The sequence below is a fragment of the Turicibacter sp. T129 genome, assembly GCF_025594975.1.
Classification (GTDB): Bacteria; Bacillota_I; Bacilli_A; order MOL361; family Turicibacteraceae; genus Turicibacter; species Turicibacter bilis.
On the sequence record NZ_JAMQUU010000040.1, the window covers coordinates 1 to 20,889 of the forward strand.

Genomic DNA, 20,889 nt, shown 5'->3' on the forward strand with positions numbered 1-20,889 from the left:
CAGTTGACAAAGAGCCTAAATCATTCAATCACTTAAATAACACTCCGTTCTATAACCATTACTATAAAAAAATGACTAACCGAATGGTTAGTCATTTTCATTTGAAGTGTTATTATTCTATTGATTAGTCACCAATAATATCTAAAATGTAGTTTTTAAGAGTATTTGAGTTTCCACCGAAGATTGCTTGAACTCCACCTTTAACTTCCATAACTCCTGCCGCACCTAAAGCTTTTAAGCGATCTTTATCAACTTTAGAAGTATCTCCAACTTCAACACGTAAACGTGTAATACATGCATCTAAGTTCTCAATATTTTCTGCTCCACCTAATGCTTCTAATACTAATGGTGCTTTTTCTTTCCATTCATCAGTTCCAGCTGTAGCTGTTGTTGCTTCTGCAGATCCACCGTTACGTTCTTGGAAGTCTTTTTTAGAGAATAATTTTACTTCTTCGTTATCATCTTCACGACCTGGTGTTTTTAAGTTTAATTTTTTAATTAAGAAGCTAAATACAACGAAGTATAAAGCAAAGTAAACAACACCAACAACTAATACCCAGTACCAATGAGTCGCTACACCAGCTCCTGCAGGTAATAATCCGAATAAAACGAAGTCAATTAATCCACCAGAGAATGTCATCCCGATGAATACATCTAACATTGCCATTAACATGAATGATAATCCAGCAAATACAGCATGTACAACGAATAACACTGGTGCAACGAATAAGAATGTGAATTCTAATGGTTCAGTAATACCAGTTAAAATAGTTGTTAATGCAGCAGCTCCTAATAAACCACCCACAGCTTGACGTTTTTCAGGTTTAGCACATTTGTACATTGCTAAAGCCGCACCTGGTAAACCGAACATCATGAATGGGAATTTACCAGCTAAGAAACTTGTTGTTCCCATAACAATTTCATGCATTCTTTCTGAATCTAAACCTACTAAATCTCCCATTGAACCTAATTGAACGAAGTAAGCAGTGTTTGCTCCTTGAACAAGAACATCTTGTCCACCAATTAATAAGTTAGCCTCAACGAAAGATCCATACCAGAATGGTGTATAGAATACGTGGTGTAATCCGAATGGCACACATGAACGTTCAACTAATCCAAATAAGAATGAACCAAAAATTCCTGATGAATTAACAACATTTGCTAATGCTCCAATTCCATCTTGAACGAACGGCCAAACAAAGGCTAAAACCACCCCAACTAATGCCATTACTAATGAAGTAATGATTGGTACGAAACGAGATCCTGCAAAGAATGATAATACAGGATGGAATTGAATGTTAAAGAATCTGTTATGTAACGCAGATGTTACCATCCCTGTAATAATCCCACCAAACACTGACATGTTTAATGTAAAGATTCCGACATTTGTTGTTACGTAAGTTCCATATTCTCCAACATTGTCAGCAGTTACGACACCTAATTTAGTCATTCCTAATGTTAATAATGTTGAAATAACTTGGTTCATTACTAAGAAACCAAATACAGCAGCTAACGCAGCAGTTGCTTTATCTTTTTTAGCTAAACCAGCTGCTACCCCAACAGCGAATAAAATTGGTAAGTTTCCGAAAACAATATTTCCAATATCATTCATAATTGTTAAAAGTGCTGTTAAGAAATCTGAGTTATTAATTGTATTTGCAATTGATTGATAAATAGCTGGTGCATCAGTCATTCCAGCGATACCTAAAAATGCTCCACCAATTCCTAATAAAATACCAGCGATTGGTAAGGCAGCGATTGGAAGCATTAAGGCTTTCCCTGTACGTTGTAAATACTTAAACATACTTAAATCCTCCTCCTAAGTAACCATAAAACCATTATTTAATTCGATATCAAATGTGAACTTTCATCATATTAGCCACATTGCTTACATGTATGATTATATTATATTTTTTCACAATTTAATATCCCTTTCATTAAATAGGTAACCGGTTACCTACGTTTTTTTTACAGTTTTATGGTTTTTTTAACATCATTAAACTGTTTTTTTTACATCAATTTTTCTACATTTTTGGTCATGTTAATATAACTTATTGAGCGTCTTTTTAACTACTTTTTATTCAAACGACCCGCTATGACCTAAAATTGATTTATGTCTAATAAATAACATTTAACATTAAAATTATTTGCTTTCTGTTCGAATATATACGTTATTGGCTCACTAAAAAAAGACTGCATTAAACGAATACAATCTTTTAAAATGATAAAAAATATGTATCATCCTTAATGATTAATTATATCCTTTGTGGAAACGAGTTAATTTTTAACATTTATTAGTAAAGAAATAAATAAAAGAAGCCGATATTTATTCGACTTCTTGAGTTTGATTTAACTGATACCATAAAATATCGGGATGGGTATATCGTGATTTATTTCCCATGTGGTGCCCATACTGAATCGCAGATTTAGGACAATAATGCAAACAGGCCAAACATTGAGTACACTCTCCCTCCCACATTGGCTTCCCTTCAACCGTAATACATCCCGTAGGACATATTTTTTCACAGACCTTACAAGAAATACAGTGGTCATTGGCAAAGAATGGCTTAACACTTCTGCCAAATGAATGAAAGAGGCGTCCTCCTACAGTCGTTAAAAGTTTAGGTAGTGACCCTTTAATAAGCTGTCTCTCAACTTTTAAATGAGCGATACTTTTATTTAAGTGAAGAATCTTCTCTTTAACTAAGTGAAGCTTTTCTCTCCTCTCTTCTTTAGAGTCCACTGTTCCTAAAATCAGATAATTATTAGGCATGACTAACGTATAAAAACTCTGTAATGCCCAACTTTTTTGTTCAAATAAACGTTGAATGACACGTTCAGTTTCTCCTATATTTTCACCACATGTGACAACGACACTTAAATAACTTGGCACACTTCCATTAAAAGAAAGTTTTTTTATAAAATCAACAACTAGTTGAGGCGGTGACCATGCATAAATAGGAAACACAAAAATAACTTTTTCTTCTGACTCCAATGAATAAGTCAATTGTTCTAATTTCATGGCTTGAGCAATCGAGACTAGTCGTTCGTTTTGATAACTTCCAATTTCATTCGCCACTGCTTGTGAGTTTCCAGTTCCACTAAAATAAAAAATCATACGATACCTTCCTTTTTCTTATTTATACGACATACTCTACAGTACTATACCTTAAAAATGCTGCAAATTACTGTATGAAACAACATTTCTTGCATAAAATATACAAAAAACAGGGAGTATTCTAATTAGGAGGTGATTTATATGTCAAAAACTGTATATGATTTAACTAATTATGAAGACTTAAAAGCTCAATATGAAGATTCACAACGACAGCTGAAACAAACAGAACAGCTTTTAATTCACTTAACTCAAATCAAAAAAGAAAATCGAATTCCCCATAAAGCCAATTATGTTGATCGAATGTTAAATGAACAATATGAAAAATATGAAATCGAATCACAAGTGATTCATGAACTCAAGCAACAACTAAATCTCTTAAAAGCATAAAACGTGACTCATTGAGTCACGTTTTATGCTTTTATTTTCTAATTAGAGCAATCGTTCCTACAATCAAAAGATTTAATAAACCAATGACTTGAAATGCTTGGGCTAACCCAACTCTTTCTCCTAACCATCCACAAAGCGGAAAAATTAAAATCATCATAAGGGAAAACATCATACTACTTACTGAAATAATCGTTGCTCGCTTTTCAGATGGCGTCTCTTCATTCATATAAACACTGCTAATCGGATATAAAATAGCACTTAAGAAATTAATTAAGCAAAAAACAAAAATGCCAACTTTAGCCTCAACATATCCAAATATACAAATCATCACACTCATACTAAGCGGTACAAATAACCAGGCCTTTCCCTGGCACCACCTTTCAACTTTTTCAGCTAGTAATGCACCAAGTGCACTCACTAATCCATTCACTAAAAAAATGAGGGAGATAGTCGATTTTGAATAAGAAAAGTCTGAAAAATAAGCTTGAGCATAAAAATAGATGACCGTTGTAAATGTCATCATTAACGGAAAATAAAGTAGCATAGCTAACAGACGACGATTTAATTTCATCATGATAAAGCATTGTTGAAAATGATCTTTCACAGATAAACGTTCTTGAGTTTCATGAATCATTGGTTCTTTAAATTGTAAAGCGACACTCAAGGACCCTATCGCCATTAAAATTGCAATCAGATAGCTTAACTCAAAACTAACTTCAGCTAAAAGACCTCCAATAAAAACAGCTAACGCTTGAGCCACTTCAATCAATACATTTAATCGACTATTAAATGGCAAATACTCTTCAGTTTGATTAATCGAAATAAAACTATCGTAAACGAGCGCCTCTTCAGAATCTGAATTTAAATTTCCGCTAAAAGCTGAGAAAATAAAGCCAATCGCAAATCTAACAAAAGACTGGAGACTAGTAAAACGATGGACGAGATCATAGCTGCTAAGCGTGAAAGAATAATCATTTTTTTACGCCCGAGCAAATCTGCCATCGCTCCAGTTGGAATTTCAAAAATTAAATTGCAACTATGATAACTGCTCTCTAATAACCCAATTTCAATGAGTGTCATCCCTTTATAGGCGAAAAATAAGACCCAAATCGCTGCTGTTATATCAAATGATGATAAAAATCGGTAAATATAATCAATTCCTATATTACGTTTCATTTTCTTCACTCCTATGTCGTTAATTAACATGGAGCTACTTTATCGTAACCCCATTCTAAATGTGCGTTAGAATGGGCGGTCCACTAGCAAATCGTGCAGTTAATCTTCATTAGCTGCCTCTCCCCTCTTTTAATCTCAAATAATTTCATCCGATCTCTCTTCGGATAAAAATCTCACCCTTTATTTATTGAAAATTTTACCATTTTTATCGCTATGACAGTCAAGCTAACGGGTAAAAATCCATGTTTTTTCGGTTGATAAATCTGGATTAAACGTATAGCCTCCTTCATTAAATGCTTTAACTTGTTCAACCTCATGAATTTGATGGTTTAAAATATAACGCGCCATTTGACCGCGTGCGCGTTTAGCATACATCCCCACTACTTTAAACGCCTCACCTTTTTGCTCTTTAAATTCAATCGTAATCACAGGATACGTTTTCTCAATTTGTTTTAAATTTAAAGCTTTACTGTACTCTTTTGATGCTAAGTTTAATAGGACTTGATCCCCTTTTGTTTCACTTAATTCATTTAAGAAATGAACCGTTAAATCTTCTTTCCAATACTGATATAAATCTTTCCCATGCTCTCCTGACCATGATAATCCCATTTCTAAGCGATAAGGATTCATCACATCAAATGGTTTTAATACTCCATAAAGTCCAGATAAAATTCGAAGCGACTCTTTTGAAAATTCAAGTGCTTCTTGATTTAAACTTAACGAATCTAACCCTTTATAAGCTTCTCCTTCAAAGGCATGAATGGCATACATGCCTTGTTGATTTTTTTCATAAAATTGAGCGAACCTTGTTACATTTACCTCTGCAAGCGCTTCAGACATTTTCATTAAAGTTGATAACTCACTCACCGAATAAGTTTGTAACTGATTAACCAATTGTTTTGTTTTATTTTTAAAAATTAATTCATTTGATAAATCTAATGGTTCTAATTCAATGGTTTTAAATGTTTTTGCTGGTGATAACATCATTAACATTTTTGACACATCCTTCAACATTTTTTCAATTCACGTATAAAATTTATTTATCTCGTTCACAATGATAGCGCAAAGTGCTTCAATATCTTATCATATTTCTTTACAACCCGACTATTATAGCGCATAATTATTTGTAAATCATTACATAATTTAACAAGAAAGAAGTGAGTTTTATGGAACCAGTTATTTTAACGGAAGGAATGGAAGCTCCTGACTTTACCTTAATGGGATCTGATCATCAACAACATTCATTACACGATTATCGTGGACGTAAAGTGATTTTATACTTCTATCCACGTGATAATACACCTGGTTGTACAAATCAAGCGAAAGCTTTCCGTGATGCTATCGAATCCTTTAATGAACAAAATGCGGTGATTTTAGGAATTAGTCGTGATAGTGTCGCTAGTCATGAAAAGTTTATCGCTAAACATGAGTTACCCTTCATTTTACTCTCTGATCATGAAGAAATCGTCTGCCATTTATATGATGTTTTAAAAGAAAAAAATATGTACGGTAAAAAAGCCATTGGTATTGAGCGTTCAACCTTCTTAATTGATGAAGCGGGAATTATCACAAAAATTTATCGTAAAGTAAAAGTGGCTGGTCACATTGAAGCAGTATTAGAAAGCTGCTCATTATAATAAAAAGCTCATAGACTAAACACCCTAATGTGTAAGTCTATGAGTTTTTTATTACGTATAAATTTTATCAATGACAATGACACAACGATAGCTTGGATGTGACATTTGAATACGCTGAGTGACTTCATCTTTGATACTCTGTTCCGTGATTTCTTTTGTTAACTTTGAACCATCAACAACTAAGTCAAAGATTAAATTTCTATTCGGTTCGTGCCCAATGATTCTAAAGTCATGCATCGACATAATCACATCATGCTCGTTAATGATGTTCTCTAATTCAGCTTTCATCACTCTAATCTCTTCTGTTTCAATACAAACAGGATCCATATGAATGACTAAATGTAAATTTAATTCCTCTGAGATTTGACGCTCGGCCTCATCGATCACATCATGAATCGTCATGATATCGATATCAGCTGGAATTTCAGCGTGGATTGAAGCAATGATACGTCCAACACCATAGTTATGAATCATTAAATCATGTGCCCCTGTGACATATTCAAACGATAACAAACGTTCATAAATTTGATTCACTAATTCTTCATCAGGTGCTTCGCCTAGTAAAGGACTAATCGTTTCTTTGACTAATGAATACCCCGCATACAAAATAAAGCATGCTACTAATACCCCAGCATATCCGTCAATGGGGAACGTTGTAAAACGTGCCACTAAAAATGAAAGTAACACCGTACTTGAGGTAAATACATCCCCTAACGCATCAACAGAAGCGGCCTTTAAGGCTGTTGAATGAATCGTTTCTCCCATTTGTTTGTTAAATCGGCTCAGCCACAGTTTGACTAACACAGAAACTGCTAATAAAATAAAAGAAATCCATTCAAACTTGATTTCACTTGGATTTAAAATACGATTAATCGACGATTGAATAAATTGTACGCCAACTAACATAACCATAAAAGCAACAATTAAAGCCGAAATATATTCAATACGCCCATGTCCATGTGGATGTTCCTTATCGGCTGGACGATTCGCTAACTTAACTCCGACCATCGTAATAACAGATGAGGCCATGTCAGAGAAATTATTAAAGGCATCTGCCATCACCGCAATACTTCCTGCTAACATTCCAACGATAAATTTAATGATGAATAATAAGACATTGGCCACTACTCCGACCATGCCCGCCACATAAATATATCGTTCTCGAACCGTTTCATCTTGGACTTGATCACTATTTTTAATTAAGTGTTTCGTTAACCATTTAGTAAGCATCAACAACGACTCCATTCTATCACTTTACATTATTATCGTTATAATATCTTATCTTATTCCATACATTTTGGCTAGTATTTCAGTTAAAATTTGTAAGCACCTTAATCTTTTTTCCTCATCAACCGTTCAATCTTCTTATCCGCGCGATGAGGCATATAACAGGATTTTAACTAGTCATCATTAAATTCTTATCCATTCTACTCAAATTATTGCAAATGACTATACTTTATCATGCAGCTGATTGAGCTTGTTTGAGGTTCTTGTATTACTTATTCATGTTTACTTATCACAATCATTTTAACAATTCCCGCTACTGAACGTGAAACGAATAGTAGGATAGTAAGACCAAATCAAATGATTTAAAAGTAGTAATCTTGAGCCTCCGATCATGAAAGATTTGTTTCATTCTTATCTTCATAATGAAGGAATTTGAGTTAAAACGACTAATGACAAGTAAATCTTAATATTAAATAGGAATGAAACGAACAATTTGATATTCTTTTCGGTATGAATGTGACGATTCTCTTTCCGACTAGTATGTATGGAGTAGAAATCTATTCGAATTTAGAAATGACGTTCCGTATTTATGCATCCACACTATAAGTTTTAAAGTTAAATCAAATCTCTAGGAAATATTTCACACGATCTGGATAGATTTTTATCGTTTTTAAAGAACGTTGCTCTTGTCTACTCCTTTTATATGACCTTAGATTTCTTAACATGTTTCCCTCATCTACTGAATAAAGTATACCAAGAAACTAATACGGATGGAGAGGAGGAAAGGAGACACCTAATCGTCTCCTCAATTCATGATTAATTTTCAAATTGATTATGCTGAAGGAGCTCATCCTACCATTATGAGCGCCTTAATGCAAACAAATATGCTACAAACACCAGGGTATGGGACAGACTATTATTGTCAACAAGCAAAAGAATACATTCAAACATATCTCAATCCAACAAAGTGCGATATTCACTTTTTGATGGGTGGCACTCAAACCAATTTAACCTTTATTTCACACGTCCTAAGACCTTATGAAGCAGTTCTCTCTCCTTCAACCGGTCATATTGCCTTTAATGAAACAGGTTCAATTGAAGCCACGGGACACAAAGTCATCGAAATACCAAGTATTGATGGAAAAGTCACGCTTGAAGCATTACAAAAAATCGTTGCCGCTCATAACACGGTACACATGTTAAAACCTAAACTTCTTTATTTATCTAATCCAACTGAACTTGGAACCCTTTATTCTAAGCAAGAGTTAGAGAGGCTCTCTCATTTTTGTCAAGATCATCAACTTTATCTCTACTTAGATGGAGCTCGGCTAGGATCCGCTTTAACCGCTCCCTCTAATACGCTACAATTATCAGACTACGCTCATCTAACTGATGCCTTTTATATTGGTGGAACAAAAAATGGCGCTTTATTTGGCGAAGCACTCGTCATTTCAAATCCACTGCTTCAAGACTGCTTTCGATTTAGTATGAAGCAAAAAGGAGCACTTTTAGCCAAAGGACGTCTTCTTGGCATTCAATTTGCAGAACTTTTTCAAAATCAGCTTTATTTTAAAATTGGGCAAGAAGCAAATAGCATGGCACAATTATTAAAAGAAGGTTTAAGCACACTTAATTTTCCATTTCTCGTCGATAGTGATACTAATCAACTCTTTCCGATTTTTCCAAATTCTTTAATTGACTATCTTCATCAACGATTTACGTTTTTAGTCTGGGATACCTATGACGAGTCTCACTCGATCATTCGACTCATTACGTCATTCTCTACGACTCGTCAAGATATTTATGAGTTTCTAAGTTCAATTATTCAATTTCAAGAAAAGGATGCCCTTCAACGATGAAGAGCATCCTTTTTAATCATGTCCAAGGCAACCTATCCGATATAAAAACCAAACGACAAATAAAATAATGACTAAAACTCCTGCAAAAGTACTCCCCTTATACCAACTACCATTTGCATTCGTCGTTTGCTCATTCTGGTTACTTAATTGATTATTCAATTGAGACGTCTCAGATAAAGACTCATCCTCATCAACAAGATCTTCTTCAAGACTTGGCGTATTTATTAACATTCAATTCTGCAACAGATGATACTGCTGCCTTCCTCCTTTCAATCATCTAGCTCATCATGGACGAATATATTTGTTTGAGTCTCTATAGTATATTCGCATCCTTTCTTTCAGGTGGCAGATTATCTATTCTTTTTAATAAGAATCAATGAGCTCAAAAGAAAAAGACACCTTGGTGTCTTTTACCTTTATTTTCTAGCGCAATTACTCGCTTCTCCACGTAAAATTTCTAATCCATGGCGAAGTGAAGGAATAATATACTCTAAATTTTCTCGAACTGCTTTCGGGCTTCCTGGCAGATTAATAATTAATGAATTTTGACGAATACCCGATACTCCACGTGATAGCATGGCACGTGGAGTAATTTGTAAGCTATGATAACGCATCGCTTCACTAATTCCTTGAACTTCTTTTTCAATGACTGCTTTTGTCGCTTCAGGGGTATTATCTCGTTTAGACAATCCTGTTCCACCTGTCGTTAAAACTAAACTAATATTTTGATCACAAACACGAATTAAGCTATTTTTAATTCCTTCAAAGTCGTCACTAATTAATTCATAGTGAACCACTGCATAATCATTGGCCTCTAAAATTTCTTTGATGACTGCTCCACTTTCATCTACTTTTTCAGTTGACTGTGAACGTGAATCAGACATGGTAATAATAGCTGCTTGAATTTTATTCATATCCATATGATTTTAAAACCTCTTGACCGGCATCTGATAAAATATACTCATATAATTGCTCGGCTTCTTTCTTCACTTCATTTTGTTTAATGATTCCCATGTAGTATTCGCTAATCACATCATACTCATTCGGAAGATAAATGACAGTTACTTGATCGTTAACGTCTGGTGTTAAATCCGTTTGATAAACAAAAGCCGCATCGCCTTCATTTAAGGTGATTTTCATCAACACTTGGCGAACATTTTCTTCACGTGATACAATATTTTGATCAATGGCTGCTTTAAATCCTGGTTGATTCTCATCAATTGAATCAATAATCGATGCCGCATATTGACCAATTGGGACCGATTCATTAGCAAGTACCACTTGAAGATTTGGTTTAGCTAAATCATAAACACTTTGAACTTGATCATTATTTGTCACAATAACGACACGATTCGTTGCAAATAATGAACCCACTTCAATTTTTCCTAACTGCACAAGTTCATCATATTGTTTAAAATTCGCTGATAAAAATAAATCCACATCAAATCCTTCAACGATTTGTGTTTTTAGAACATTCGATCCGCCAAAATTCAATTGAACCTTCACATTAGGATAGAGTTCCATGAAATCAGCTGCAATTTCTTGCATTGCTTCTTGTAATGAAGAAGCCGCTGAGACAGTGAGTTCAACGGTTGGTTCTTGCTTTTGACTACATCCGACTAATAAACAACCGATTAATAAGCTTAACCACCATTTTTTCATTGTTAAAATCTCTCGCTTTCTACTCGACTGGTAACTCATACGTCATCTCATCGCCTACTCGGATAACGCCACCTTTTAATACACGAGTGAACACTCCATTTTTAGGCATGATACATTCTCCCATTTTATAATAAATTAAACAATGATGATGACATTCTTTACCGATTTGAGTTAACTCTAACTCTACATCATTACATTTAAAAATAGTTCCAATTGGAAGTGACGTAAAATCAATGCCTTCGACAACTAAATTTTCACCAAACGCTCCATCCTTAACTTCGGCCCCGCGTGAATTGAAATCAGCAATTTTTTCATAAGCTAATAACGAAACTTGTCGATGCCATTTTCCTGCATGCGCATCATTTTCAATTCCAAAATTCTCAATAAATGTTGCTTCTTCAATAAATGATTTTTGTGTTCCTTTTTTTTCACTAATACAAATTGCATGTACTTTTCCCATGTTATCCTCCTATTTGAACCATCATTCGTTGGTCAACTTCTTCTTCATTTAATACTTCATTAAACTGGTGTTGCTTTGGTTTCTTTTGTAAACTTTCTAAAATTGCTTCCTTTAAATTGCCTGTGGCAATATGAGCTTTTAAATCGATTCCTTTTTTAAAGTGAAGGCACGTTTTTAAATATCCTTCACTCGTTACGCGAACTCGATTACATGTTGAACAGAAACGATGACTCATCGCTGAAATAAAGCCAACTTTTCCTAAAAATCCTTCAATCTCATAGTAATGAGCTGGCCCATTTCCTAGTTTCCCTTCAAATGGTTTAACGCCTTCATAATGCTTACTTAATAAATCAAGGACCTCATCTTCGGAAATCGGTGTTAAATTCTTTGCATAACCGATCGGCATTAATTCAATAAAACGAACATGTACACGAGTTTGATGAGCTAGTTCGACTAAATCTAAAATCTCATCCCCATTAATCTCCTTAATCAGGACACAGTTTAATTTAACTTTAGGAATAGAACTCTTAATCGCACACTGAATTCCTCGCATGACGATATCAAATTGATTTCGACGCGTCATGAGTGCATACTGAGCAGGTTTTAATGTATCTAAACTAATATTGATACTATCAAGCCCAGCTTGCTCTAAATCATCGATCATTTTTTCGAGTAAGACACCATTTGTTGTAATACTTACTTCCTGTATTCCAGCCATTTTCTTAATGCTTGCAATCAGTTCAATAATATCTTTACGAACAAGCGGTTCTCCACCTGTAATCTTAACTTTAGTCACGCCTAATTCTTCAAACGCTTTAACAATCTTTAAAATCTCTTCGGTGCTCAGTAACTTCTCATGATGCATAAAGTCGACTTCTTCACCTGGCATACAATACGTACATCTTAAATTACAACGATCCGTAATTGAGATGCGGACATAATCAATTTTTCGTTGATATTGATCTCGCATTTTTTCCACCTAGAACCTTTCTATCAATCACATCCATGATTTGATCGATATCATCTAATGAGACGACATCAACACTTTCATGCGTTAAATTTGTGTTGGTTGCAATAGCTAGTAATGTGTTGGGATCACAGACAATCTCATTCGATCGTCCTTCTCTAACGACCTCTATTTTAGGATAAGACGAATGTTTCATTCCCTCCATAATGATGACATCTAAATCAGACAAGTAGGAGATTAATAACTCTAAATCAATCACAGACCAATCTTTCATGACAGCATATTTGGTTTTTGAATAAATAATCGTTCCCGTACTCCCTGCCAATCGATGTTTATGCGTATCAGTATTTTCAACATCGATTTCAAATTCATGACCATCGTGTTTAATGACACCAACACGATAATTTCTATCTGTTAATTGTTTAATAATTTTCGTAATCAACGTGGTTTTCCCACTATTTTTAATCCCACTGACACAAAAGATGGCCGGTTCTTTTAATAAATCAAACTCCTCTTTTGTATTAACGTTCATGACGACAGATTCATCAAAACAACTGTATTCAAGAGAAATCACTTTAGTTTTCGCTCGATTAAGCAATTGCATTAATCGATGTTCCTTCTTCTCTATCATTTCTTCAATCATCGGCAGTAATGACTTTTTATAAATGGCACATAATGGATGTCGTTTGCCTCCCGCTTCAATCACATAACAATCATAATCAGAACTAATAAATTGTTGCATATATAAAATTAATTCGGTTGTTAGCTTTGGCATATCTGTTGCACAAACAAATAAATACTCCTGTTGGCAGACTTTCAGACACTCATATAAGCCAGAAAGTGGCCCAATATTTTCATAAACATCTTGAATCAGTGGATAGCCTAGTTTTTCATATGGTTCACGTTCTCGAACAGAAATAAGTAATTCATCAAAAGGTTTTAATTGAGTTATCATTCGTTCGATAAACGTTTGATTTTGATACATTAAAAATGATTTATTTTCACCATTCATCCGACGGCTTTGCCCACCGACTAGAATAGCTGTACTTAAGTTAATCACAATGACCCTCCAAAAAAATAAATTGATGAATCTTAACGTTAAGCTGTTGATGAAGATGAAGTTGATGCTTTGCTGCTTCAAGCGGTGAGAGTTTCATCAATAAAGGATGATGAAGTCCATTAAGTCTTAAATAAATGGTCACGGATGTCAAATCATCGATCACTTTTTCTACGTGTGCAGGTAACCCCTCCTCATGAATACTGACATGAGTCGCTTTAATCCCAATAGACTTCACTTGAACATTTGAAACATCAACTTCAAATAATCGTTCATCAATCTTCAACTGCCCATCTTCACTAGACGCTTTGAAAATATTTTCAATTCCAATAAAGCGGGCAGTTTTAATGTTAATCGGGAAATGAAACATCTGTTTCTTCGTCCCTTGTTCAATTAGTTTTCCATTCTCAATAAATAACACGTGATCACTTAATTGATAAGCTTCATGTAAATCATGAGTCACAAATAAGATCGGAATATTTAATTCTTTTTTTAATGTCTGTAAATAATCTCTTAGTTTTAATCTCAAATTTGGATCGAGCGCGCTAAATCCTTCATCAATGAGTAACAACTCTGGTTCACTCATCAATGTTCGAACGATTGAAACACGTTGAGCTTCTCCACCGGAAAGTTCACGAACTCGCTTATTAAGATGTGGACGTAACTCAAAGATATCGAGATAGTCTTCAAGTTTTTTCTCATCGAGGGGCACTCGACTATACGTCAGATTTTCCCAAACACTTAAATGGGAAAACAGCTGAGCCTTTTGTTGAATATACCCAAACTTTCGCTCATGAACCGGGATAAACGTCCCTGTCTGAATATCCTGATACGTCACCGTATCACTTTTTATTTGAACATTTTTTCCATGAATAACACCTGTGATTAAATTTAAAAGACTAGATTTTCCTGATCCGCTTTTTCCAATAAGTGTTGTAATTTCTCCCGCTTTTAATTCAAATTCCGCCTCTATTGTTAAAGTGTCATGAATCAAATGATTAATAGAAATATGAAACATTAAGTATCACGCTCCTCACTTAAAAGATGCGTGCTCACTAAAACGAGTAAGGCAAGGATAAACATGAAAAATGAAATGAATAATGCATTATTCATATTTGATTCCATCGCTGAATAAATGGCAAGTGGTAAAGTTTGCGTCACTCCTTTTAAATTTCCAGCAAACATAATCGTTGCTCCAAACTCAGATAGACCTCGTGTCCAAGACATCAATAACGAAACAATGAGTCCTTTTTTAGCAAGAGGAAATGTGATGCGTTTAAACACTTGAAGCGGGGAATCTCCAAGAATGCGTGCGGTCGTTTCTAACTGCTCATCCACCTCCGAAAAGGCGACACTAACCCCTTTAATAAAAACAGGTAATGATACAAAGATAAATGTCAAAATAACAGCGAATGAAGAGAAACTTGTTTTGATCCCCATCGCTAACAGATAGCGTCCGATAAACCCATGACTTCCATAGGTCAAAAGCAGTAATAATCCGATGACGGCGGGAGGTAAAACCATCGGCAGATTAAACAAAGTATCAAAAAAAATTTTATATTTAAAGGAATGTCTAGCGATATAATAACCCGTTGGAAGTCCAAGAAGGATGACAATGAGCATCGCAATCAGACTACATTTCATGCTCACCCATAGACTCGAACTAATCACATGCCAATCCAACGCATTAAATTCAATAAGACGTCCTCTTGTAATAAATGCTAAAAACGGTAGAACTGTAAAAGTCAACGTGAAAACATAGTTAAGGCGTAACCATTTATGATCTTTCTTCATTGACGAAGACACCACTTTTACCACCTGATTTATAACATAAACGAATATCTGTTAACTCCATTTTTTTATCAATGGCTTTACACATATCATAAATCGTTAATAAAGCGATATTAACCCCGGTTAAAGCTTCCATCTCAACGCCTGTTTTTTGATCCACTTTCACCGTACAGCTCGCTTCAATATAACTTTCTGCTTCATTAATTTCAAAATCAATGGCACATTTACTAATAAATAATGGATGACATAAAGGAATGAGTTCAGATGTTTTCTTAACAGCCATGATCCCAGCAATTCGAGCAATTCCAAGAACGTCTCCTTTTTCAATCTCATTATTTTTAATGCGATCGATAATCTCCTGACTCACAACAATTTTTCCTTTCGCAACGGCTTCTCGTTGTGTCGCCACTTTATCTGTGACATCGACCATAATGGCATGCCCTTCTTCGTTAAAATGTGTTAATTTATCGCTCATCCTATGACCTCCATTTATTTAAAGTAAAACGACTTCAACCGTTTCATTTTCTGCTAATCCAGCATTTCCAGCTTCAATATCAATGAAACAATTACATCCTAACATGCTCGATAAAACCGATGAAGCATGTTCTCCTGTTGGAATACTAACAACGCCATCCTCATAATAAGCTCGAATAAAGCGACGTTGTTTGCTTCCTTTATTAAATGTCCCTTTAAATCGTGCCTGTTTTCTCACACAAGTATACGTATTCGTATGCATAGCTTGTGAAAGGATTGGACGGAATAATAATTCAAAAGTTGTAAGAGCGGCAAATGGATTTCCTGATAGCCCTAAAATTAATTTATCTTGATAAAGACTTGCAAGAACTGGCGTTCCTGGACGCATATTAATTCGCCAAAATAAACGATTGGCCTCCAGCTGTGAAATCACTTCATGCATAATATCTTTTTTACCCACTGAAACGCCACCTGTTGTAATCACTAAATCAACGTTTTTCATTTGTTCTTTAATAAAGCTTGCAACGGCAGTTGGATCGTCACTAATTTTTTTAGAGAAAACAACTTCAACATTTAACTCCTTTAAACGTGACGTTAAGACAAATCGATTACTATCATAAATTTGTCCCGGTTTTAACGCCTCAGGTGCCTCGGCTAATTCACTGCCACTACTAATCAATCCGACCTTAATTGGGGCTAATACCTCCACTTTCTCCATTCCTAAACTAGCTAAAATTCCTAGATGAATCGGCGTTAAAACGGTTCCTGCTTGAAGCATTAACTGGCCTTGTTTAATATCTTCTCCAATCGCACTATAATTCATAAATGGCTTCACACTCGCGTAAAGCTCAACGACTTCATCTCCGTAATTTGTATCCTCTTGACGAATGACTGCATCAAAACCATCTGGAATATAAGAACCGGTCATGACACGAACCGCTTGATTCGATTCTGCTTTTAACTGAGCATAATCTCCTGCCATGAGTTGCTTGATGACTTGCAACTTAATAGGCGTTTCATGACTTGCACCTGCAGTTTCTGAAGCTTTTACCGCATATCCATCCATTGCTGAACGATTAAAAGATGGCACATTAATAGGGGCATATACATCATGAGCTAATACTTGGTTTAACGCCTCGAATACAGATACAGTCTTTGTTTTCGTTTGTTTTTTAGTCTGCTGAACTAATAATTCAATCGCTTGTTCTAATGTAATTCGTTCCATTTTAGCTACCCTTTCCAAATTCACAGTGTGGGAACGTACAAACTGGACATTTTAAGCAAAGTCCACCATGTCCTAATGCTGCGATTTCTTTCTTTGTAATCGTATCTTTTGCTAAAATACGAGGGAACATTAAATCAAAACTTGTCGCCTTCGCATACATGACACAACCTGGTAATCCAACGATTGGTGTTCCATCTTCAAAATATCCAAGTAAGAACATTGCTCCCGGTAATACAGGTGCACCATATGTTAAAATTTCTGCTCCTGATGCTTTAATGGCTCCTGGTGTTAAATCATCAGGGTCCACACTCATTCCACCTGTACAAATGATAAGCTCCATTCCTAAGTCACGACATTCTGAAATGGCAGCTTGAATTTTTTCAATATCATCATTCACAATGATATGATGATTAATCTCTAAATTATATTTCGCTAATTTATTTTTAATCACAGGTGTAAACGTATCTTTAATACGTCCATAATAAACTTCATTTCCTGTTGTAATGACTCCGACTTTGAAATGATGGAATGGCTTAATTTCAAGAAGTGGCTGTTCATTATGAATCGCTTTTACCTGTTCTAACTTATCCTTGTGAATCATGAGGGGAATAATTCGCGTTCCCGCTAATTTGTCATTTGCCTTAATCACGGTGTTATTATGACGTGTGGCAATAATGATTTCACCGATTTCGTTAATCTGTTGTAAGCGATCGATATCAACTTTTAAAAGTCCACCTTCTGTCGCAATGACTTCAATTTTTCCTTCTTTAACTTCTGTTGGTTTCATGTAGTCATTTTTACAAACGTTATATAAAATATCTGCCGCATCATTTTCATGAAGCATCGATTCATCCGCTTCATAAATATACAGATGGTCTTTCCCTACAGATAACAAGACTTCAATATCTTCTTCACGAACAACATGACCTTTTTTAAAAACCGGTCCATCTTTAACATCTTTAATAATTTGCGTAATATCATGACATAAAACATGACCTACAGCATCAATTGTTTTAATTTTTTTCATATTATCCTCCAATCGTTAATTTAAAAAAGTCAATTTGCGCATGATAAAAAGGCAAATTGACTTAACAATTTTAAATTAACTTCACCTTTTCAAATGTGGAAGGCTGATTGATTTCTCGCTCAACCCTGTAAGTCATCTAAAGACTTAGGCTCAATACCGTAGAGACACTCCTTAGGTATTTTTGCTCGGTTACTTTGGGTTATTTAGTTTTGTTTTTGATATGAACGAACTAACAGTCGAACAAAGTTATAAGCAACAAATCCAATAATAATCGTTGTCGCGTATAACTGGATTCCTGAAACTTCTTTCACAAATAATCCGAATACTTCAAATCCTTGTGCTGTTAAATATCCAGCCATTTTGGTTGATGCAACGACACCAATCGCTAATGGGAATGTTAACGCTGCAAAACCAGGATGGAATTCAAACTTAAAGAATTTAGGAATATTAATTAGTATGAAGATTAATGTCGCAAATATAGCTGCATATAATCCATAAACCACGATTGCATTTGGAGTAGCAAAGGCATTTAAGTAAGCAACTAAACATAAGCTACTTGGCGCTAATAAAATTGCTGCTGTTTGAGTTAATGGTGCTGGTAATGGACGACGAATCATGCGAACGATCATGAATGGAATAATCATTAGGAAAACAATGATTCCATAAATAGCAATAATTTTTAATAAGCCTGGCATATTCATCCCTGTTCCGACTACCGCAGAAACTAAGAATCCATTATAAGTGACAAACCATGTTGGAACAAATGTGTCTTTATTTACACCTTTGATCACATTTCGATACGTGAAAATTAAAATATGAATGAAATGTAATACAACACCTGTTAACCAGATTCCTTTACCGATAGCAGGAGAATAAGTAAAGATATAACTCCCTAAAATCATCGTTAACATCGTAAATGTCGCATATAAACTTGCTGGAACAACATTTGCATATTCTTTTTTAAATGTTTGGAAATGAACAGTTAGTTTTAAGAACGCTGCTGCCCATACTAAAATTCCTACAAACATCGTAATATGTTTAATCCCTGAATATCCTAATGAGGCATACATATTAGAAAGGGTTGCTAACCCTACCATCGTTGCAATTGCTCCAACCGGTAAGTTAGCAATCTTTTGTAATAAAGTTTTCATCAGTAAAATTCTCTCCTCGTGTCAATTAATCATTGTATGTAAATTGGCAGTTATCTGTTAAGTGGAAGAAATCCGAATAATCGATTTTAAAGATTGATTTTTCAACCTTATCAATATTAATCTTTTCTCTAATTAACTGCGTTAATACACCACTATATGATAAGTCTCCTTGAATAAGAGCTCCATAAATGACACCGTCTTTATGAATAATTTTTTTATAGTTTCCTTGCCCGTCTTCTTCAATGTCAACTTTATAAGTTTCATCAGCTGGTTCTGGTGTTCCAAGTGACATGGTTGGAATATGTAAGAAATTCATGGTTGATTTACTTGCAAAGAAATCAGTTAATTCACGTTTATGTCCACACATATTTGTTGCTGCGATAATGGCTTCTTTTACAGCAGCTGGCCAAATTGGATTACGTCCTGAAATATCTCCTGCACCGTAAACAGATTCATCACTTGTGCGTCCATACTCATCAAAGATTAATCCGAAACGATCGCATTCAATGCCACTATCTTGTAAGAAAGCAACATTTGAACGAACACCTGTTGCGACGATTAAGAAATCACAGTCAATAATTAATCCATTCGATAAAGCTAATGCTTTGACAGCCCCTGTTTCATCCATGATCACTTCTTGAACGGCTGTATCATAATATTGCGTTACTCCCTCATTTGTAAACGCATCTTGATATGTTTTAGCTGCACGTTTATCTAACTGAATTGATAACATATGTCCTTTGAACTCAACTAATGTTAAATTCTTTCCATAATGTAATAATCCCGTTAAAGCATCAATTCCAACAAGTCCTGCTCCCATCACGACGATGTTTTTTGCATATTGAGCTTTTTCTTTAATTTCAATCGCATCATCTAAGTTTCTTAATCCAAAGACATTTTTTGCATCATTTAAGTTTTTAACTGGTGGGAAGAAGGTTGATGCACCTGTTGCTAATAAGACTTTGTCATATGACACCGTACGTCCATCAGATAAAATTAATTCTTTTTGTTTTGGTTCGATTTTTTCAACCCCAACCCCTTTAATCCAGTTAATATTATTTTTTTCAATAAATCCATCTTCTACGAATTCTAACGCTTTAATATCGCGAATTCCTTCTAAGTAATGATGTAAAATACAACGTGAATAAATATGCTCGTCCTTTGAAATTAAGGTAATATTTGCATCCGGTTCTAGTTGACGAATATATTTAACTCCATTGACTCCTGCTGCTGAGGCACCTACAACTACATAATTCATCTTACTTTACCTCCTCAAGTGTAATAGCTTCCATTGGGCAGTTCGCCACACATTGTGGGGTTTTTGCATCATGTGATGTACACATATCACATTTCATAATATATTTTTGTTTTAAGCGATCTGCTTTTAAAACCCCATAAGGACATGCCATGATACACATATAGCAACTTGCACAACGTGTTCCATCATATTGAACATAACCAGTTTCTTGATCTTTAGACATTGCACCTGTCATACATGTATAAACACATTCAGGTAAATCACAATGACGACAGAAAATTGGTGAATTTTTTCCTTCGCTATCAACAACTACACGGTTTCTTGAATCACAGCTTTCGTGAGACACGACACAAGCTGTGACACAAGTTAAACAACTAATACATTTACTTCTATCAATCTTAATACGTTTCATA

The 20,889-nt window shown here is 34.8% G+C and carries 23 protein-coding genes and 1 riboswitch; of the genes, 3 read left to right on the forward strand and 20 right to left on the reverse strand.

The annotated features are described in order from the left end of the window. Nucleotides 1-124: 124 nt before the first annotated feature. Nucleotides 125-1,804, reverse strand: coding sequence for a PTS transporter subunit EIIC (locus tag NEH75_RS07795; protein ID WP_055305597.1), 1,680 nt, complete (start codon nucleotides 1,802-1,804; stop codon nucleotides 125-127). Nucleotides 1,805-2,326: 522 nt separating this feature from the next. Then, nucleotides 2,327-3,118: an EFR1 family ferrodoxin gene (locus tag NEH75_RS07800; protein WP_055275325.1), complete on the reverse strand. Its 792-nt coding sequence runs from the start codon at nucleotides 3,116-3,118 to the stop codon at nucleotides 2,327-2,329. Between the two features lie 141 nt (nucleotides 3,119-3,259). Between NEH75_RS07800 and NEH75_RS07805 the strand changes: the two genes are divergently transcribed. Then, nucleotides 3,260-3,505, forward strand: coding sequence for a hypothetical protein (locus NEH75_RS07805; RefSeq protein WP_055275323.1), 246 nt, complete (start codon nucleotides 3,260-3,262; stop codon nucleotides 3,503-3,505). Nucleotides 3,506-3,536: 31 nt separating this feature from the next. On the opposite strand, the gene NEH75_RS07810 is transcribed toward NEH75_RS07805, so the two are convergent. The 3 genes from NEH75_RS07810 to yaaA form a co-directional block, all read right to left on the reverse strand. Beyond that, on the reverse strand, nucleotides 3,537-4,301 hold the full coding sequence (locus tag NEH75_RS07810; protein ID WP_262948737.1) for an MFS transporter: 765 nt from the start codon (nucleotides 4,299-4,301) through the stop codon (nucleotides 3,537-3,539). A 65-nt stretch (nucleotides 4,302-4,366) separates the two neighbouring features. Beyond that, complete coding sequence (locus tag NEH75_RS07815) at nucleotides 4,367-4,681, reverse strand: hypothetical protein (RefSeq protein WP_262948738.1); 315 nt, start codon at nucleotides 4,679-4,681, stop codon at nucleotides 4,367-4,369. A gap of 225 nt (nucleotides 4,682-4,906) precedes the next feature. After that, complete coding sequence (gene yaaA, locus NEH75_RS07820) at nucleotides 4,907-5,674, reverse strand: peroxide stress protein YaaA (protein ID WP_055242145.1); 768 nt, start codon at nucleotides 5,672-5,674, stop codon at nucleotides 4,907-4,909. 173 nt (nucleotides 5,675-5,847) lie between these two features. Here yaaA and bcp point away from each other — a divergent pair, with 173 nt between their 5' ends. Next, nucleotides 5,848-6,318, forward strand: coding sequence for a thioredoxin-dependent thiol peroxidase (gene bcp, locus NEH75_RS07825; RefSeq protein WP_055242143.1), 471 nt, complete (start codon nucleotides 5,848-5,850; stop codon nucleotides 6,316-6,318). A gap of 51 nt (nucleotides 6,319-6,369) precedes the next feature. Here the strand turns inward: bcp and NEH75_RS07830 are convergent, their stop codons facing one another. After that, on the reverse strand, nucleotides 6,370-7,548 hold the full coding sequence (locus NEH75_RS07830; protein WP_055242141.1) for a cation diffusion facilitator family transporter: 1,179 nt from the start codon (nucleotides 7,546-7,548) through the stop codon (nucleotides 6,370-6,372). An 869-nt stretch (nucleotides 7,549-8,417) separates the two neighbouring features. Between NEH75_RS07830 and NEH75_RS07835 the strand changes: the two genes are divergently transcribed. Next, nucleotides 8,418-9,404: a threonine aldolase family protein gene (locus NEH75_RS07835; protein WP_237252356.1), complete on the forward strand. Its 987-nt coding sequence runs from the start codon at nucleotides 8,418-8,420 to the stop codon at nucleotides 9,402-9,404. Between the two features lie 12 nt (nucleotides 9,405-9,416). Here the strand turns inward: NEH75_RS07835 and NEH75_RS07840 are convergent, their stop codons facing one another. The 14 genes from NEH75_RS07840 to NEH75_RS07905 all read right to left on the reverse strand — a co-directional run bounded on the left by NEH75_RS07840 (nucleotide 9,417) and on the right by NEH75_RS07905 (nucleotide 20,888). Then, nucleotides 9,417-9,635, reverse strand: coding sequence for a hypothetical protein (locus NEH75_RS07840; protein WP_262948739.1), 219 nt, complete (start codon nucleotides 9,633-9,635; stop codon nucleotides 9,417-9,419). Between the two features lie 185 nt (nucleotides 9,636-9,820). After that, nucleotides 9,821-10,324 (reverse strand): molybdenum cofactor biosynthesis protein B, encoded by a 504-nt coding sequence (locus NEH75_RS07845; RefSeq protein ID WP_262948740.1) that lies wholly within the window; start codon nucleotides 10,322-10,324, stop codon nucleotides 9,821-9,823. Next, complete coding sequence (gene modA / locus NEH75_RS07850; protein ID WP_262948741.1) at nucleotides 10,311-11,066, reverse strand: molybdate ABC transporter substrate-binding protein; 756 nt, start codon at nucleotides 11,064-11,066, stop codon at nucleotides 10,311-10,313. Before modA ends, NEH75_RS07845 begins: the two co-directional genes overlap by 14 nt. 19 nt (nucleotides 11,067-11,085) lie before the next feature. Further along, on the reverse strand, nucleotides 11,086-11,526 hold the full coding sequence (locus NEH75_RS07855; RefSeq protein WP_055305599.1) for an MOSC domain-containing protein: 441 nt from the start codon (nucleotides 11,524-11,526) through the stop codon (nucleotides 11,086-11,088). Nucleotide 11,527: 1 nt separating this feature from the next. Continuing rightward, nucleotides 11,528-12,496 (reverse strand): GTP 3',8-cyclase MoaA, encoded by a 969-nt coding sequence (gene moaA / locus NEH75_RS07860; RefSeq protein WP_055305600.1) that lies wholly within the window; start codon nucleotides 12,494-12,496, stop codon nucleotides 11,528-11,530. Then, a complete protein-coding gene (gene mobB, locus NEH75_RS07865; RefSeq protein ID WP_055305601.1) occupies nucleotides 12,468-13,553 on the reverse strand; it encodes a molybdopterin-guanine dinucleotide biosynthesis protein B in 1,086 nt (361 codons plus the stop codon). Before mobB ends, moaA begins: the two co-directional genes overlap by 29 nt. Further along, complete coding sequence (locus NEH75_RS07870; RefSeq protein WP_055305602.1) at nucleotides 13,546-14,568, reverse strand: ABC transporter ATP-binding protein; 1,023 nt, start codon at nucleotides 14,566-14,568, stop codon at nucleotides 13,546-13,548. Before NEH75_RS07870 ends, mobB begins: the two co-directional genes overlap by 8 nt. After that, nucleotides 14,568-15,344 (reverse strand): molybdate ABC transporter permease subunit, encoded by a 777-nt coding sequence (gene modB / locus NEH75_RS07875; protein ID WP_055305603.1) that lies wholly within the window; start codon nucleotides 15,342-15,344, stop codon nucleotides 14,568-14,570. The genes NEH75_RS07870 and modB overlap by 1 nt, the downstream gene beginning before the upstream one ends. Further along, entirely contained in the window at nucleotides 15,328-15,816 is a 489-nt protein-coding gene (gene moaC, locus NEH75_RS07880; protein WP_055305604.1) for a cyclic pyranopterin monophosphate synthase MoaC, read from the reverse strand. Before moaC ends, modB begins: the two co-directional genes overlap by 17 nt. Nucleotides 15,817-15,834: 18 nt before the next feature. Next, a complete protein-coding gene (gene glp / locus NEH75_RS07885) occupies nucleotides 15,835-17,040 on the reverse strand; it encodes a gephyrin-like molybdotransferase Glp (RefSeq protein WP_262941400.1) in 1,206 nt (401 codons plus the stop codon). 1 nt (nucleotide 17,041) lies between these two features. Next, a complete protein-coding gene (locus tag NEH75_RS07890) occupies nucleotides 17,042-18,067 on the reverse strand; it encodes a molybdopterin-binding protein (RefSeq protein WP_055305606.1) in 1,026 nt (341 codons plus the stop codon). A 66-nt stretch (nucleotides 18,068-18,133) separates the two neighbouring features. Further along, nucleotides 18,134-18,270: riboswitch (molybdenum cofactor riboswitch) on the reverse strand. After that, nucleotides 18,271-19,218 carry a TDT family transporter gene (locus NEH75_RS07895; protein ID WP_055305607.1) on the reverse strand — a complete coding sequence of 316 codons (948 nt, stop codon included), beginning with the start codon at nucleotides 19,216-19,218 and terminating at the stop codon, nucleotides 18,271-18,273. A gap of 25 nt (nucleotides 19,219-19,243) precedes the next feature. Next, nucleotides 19,244-20,476 (reverse strand): NAD(P)/FAD-dependent oxidoreductase, encoded by a 1,233-nt coding sequence (locus NEH75_RS07900; protein WP_212725500.1) that lies wholly within the window; start codon nucleotides 20,474-20,476, stop codon nucleotides 19,244-19,246. A 1-nt stretch (nucleotide 20,477) separates the two neighbouring features. Further along, nucleotides 20,478-20,888 carry a 4Fe-4S dicluster domain-containing protein gene (locus tag NEH75_RS07905; protein WP_262941399.1) on the reverse strand — a complete coding sequence of 137 codons (411 nt, stop codon included), beginning with the start codon at nucleotides 20,886-20,888 and terminating at the stop codon, nucleotides 20,478-20,480. Nucleotide 20,889 lies beyond the last annotated feature (1 nt).

Bases quoted from the DNA above. Each gene is read 5' to 3' on its own strand.
- NEH75_RS07795 (WP_055305597.1), bottom strand. From the start codon at position 1,804: ATGTTTAAGTATTTACAACGTACAGGGAAAGCCTTAATGCTTCCAATC.
- NEH75_RS07800 (WP_055275325.1), bottom strand. From the start codon at position 3,118: ATGATTTTTTATTTTAGTGGAACTGGAAACTCACAAGCAGTGGCGAAT.
- NEH75_RS07805 (WP_055275323.1), top strand. From the start codon at position 3,260: ATGTCAAAAACTGTATATGATTTAACTAATTATGAAGACTTAAAAGCT.
- NEH75_RS07815 (WP_262948738.1), bottom strand. From the start codon at position 4,681: ATGAAACGTAATATAGGAATTGATTATATTTACCGATTTTTATCATCA.
- yaaA (WP_055242145.1), bottom strand. From the start codon at position 5,674: ATGTTAATGATGTTATCACCAGCAAAAACATTTAAAACCATTGAATTA.
- bcp (WP_055242143.1), top strand. From the start codon at position 5,848: ATGGAACCAGTTATTTTAACGGAAGGAATGGAAGCTCCTGACTTTACC.
- NEH75_RS07830 (WP_055242141.1), bottom strand. From the start codon at position 7,548: ATGCTTACTAAATGGTTAACGAAACACTTAATTAAAAATAGTGATCAA.
- NEH75_RS07835 (WP_237252356.1), top strand. From the start codon at position 8,418: ATGCAAACAAATATGCTACAAACACCAGGGTATGGGACAGACTATTAT.
- NEH75_RS07840 (WP_262948739.1), bottom strand. From the start codon at position 9,635: ATGTTAATAAATACGCCAAGTCTTGAAGAAGATCTTGTTGATGAGGAT.
- NEH75_RS07845 (WP_262948740.1), bottom strand. From the start codon at position 10,324: ATGGATATGAATAAAATTCAAGCAGCTATTATTACCATGTCTGATTCA.
- modA (WP_262948741.1), bottom strand. From the start codon at position 11,066: ATGAAAAAATGGTGGTTAAGCTTATTAATCGGTTGTTTATTAGTCGGA.
- NEH75_RS07855 (WP_055305599.1), bottom strand. From the start codon at position 11,526: ATGGGAAAAGTACATGCAATTTGTATTAGTGAAAAAAAAGGAACACAA.
- moaA (WP_055305600.1), bottom strand. From the start codon at position 12,496: ATGCGAGATCAATATCAACGAAAAATTGATTATGTCCGCATCTCAATT.
- NEH75_RS07870 (WP_055305602.1), bottom strand. From the start codon at position 14,568: ATGTTTCATATTTCTATTAATCATTTGATTCATGACACTTTAACAATA.
- modB (WP_055305603.1), bottom strand. From the start codon at position 15,344: ATGAAGAAAGATCATAAATGGTTACGCCTTAACTATGTTTTCACGTTG.
- moaC (WP_055305604.1), bottom strand. From the start codon at position 15,816: ATGAGCGATAAATTAACACATTTTAACGAAGAAGGGCATGCCATTATG.
- glp (WP_262941400.1), bottom strand. From the start codon at position 17,040: ATGGAACGAATTACATTAGAACAAGCGATTGAATTATTAGTTCAGCAG.
- NEH75_RS07890 (WP_055305606.1), bottom strand. From the start codon at position 18,067: ATGAAAAAAATTAAAACAATTGATGCTGTAGGTCATGTTTTATGTCAT.
- NEH75_RS07895 (WP_055305607.1), bottom strand. From the start codon at position 19,218: ATGAAAACTTTATTACAAAAGATTGCTAACTTACCGGTTGGAGCAATT.
- NEH75_RS07900 (WP_212725500.1), bottom strand. From the start codon at position 20,476: ATGAATTATGTAGTTGTAGGTGCCTCAGCAGCAGGAGTCAATGGAGTT.
- NEH75_RS07905 (WP_262941399.1), bottom strand. From the start codon at position 20,888: ATGAAACGTATTAAGATTGATAGAAGTAAATGTATTAGTTGTTTAACT.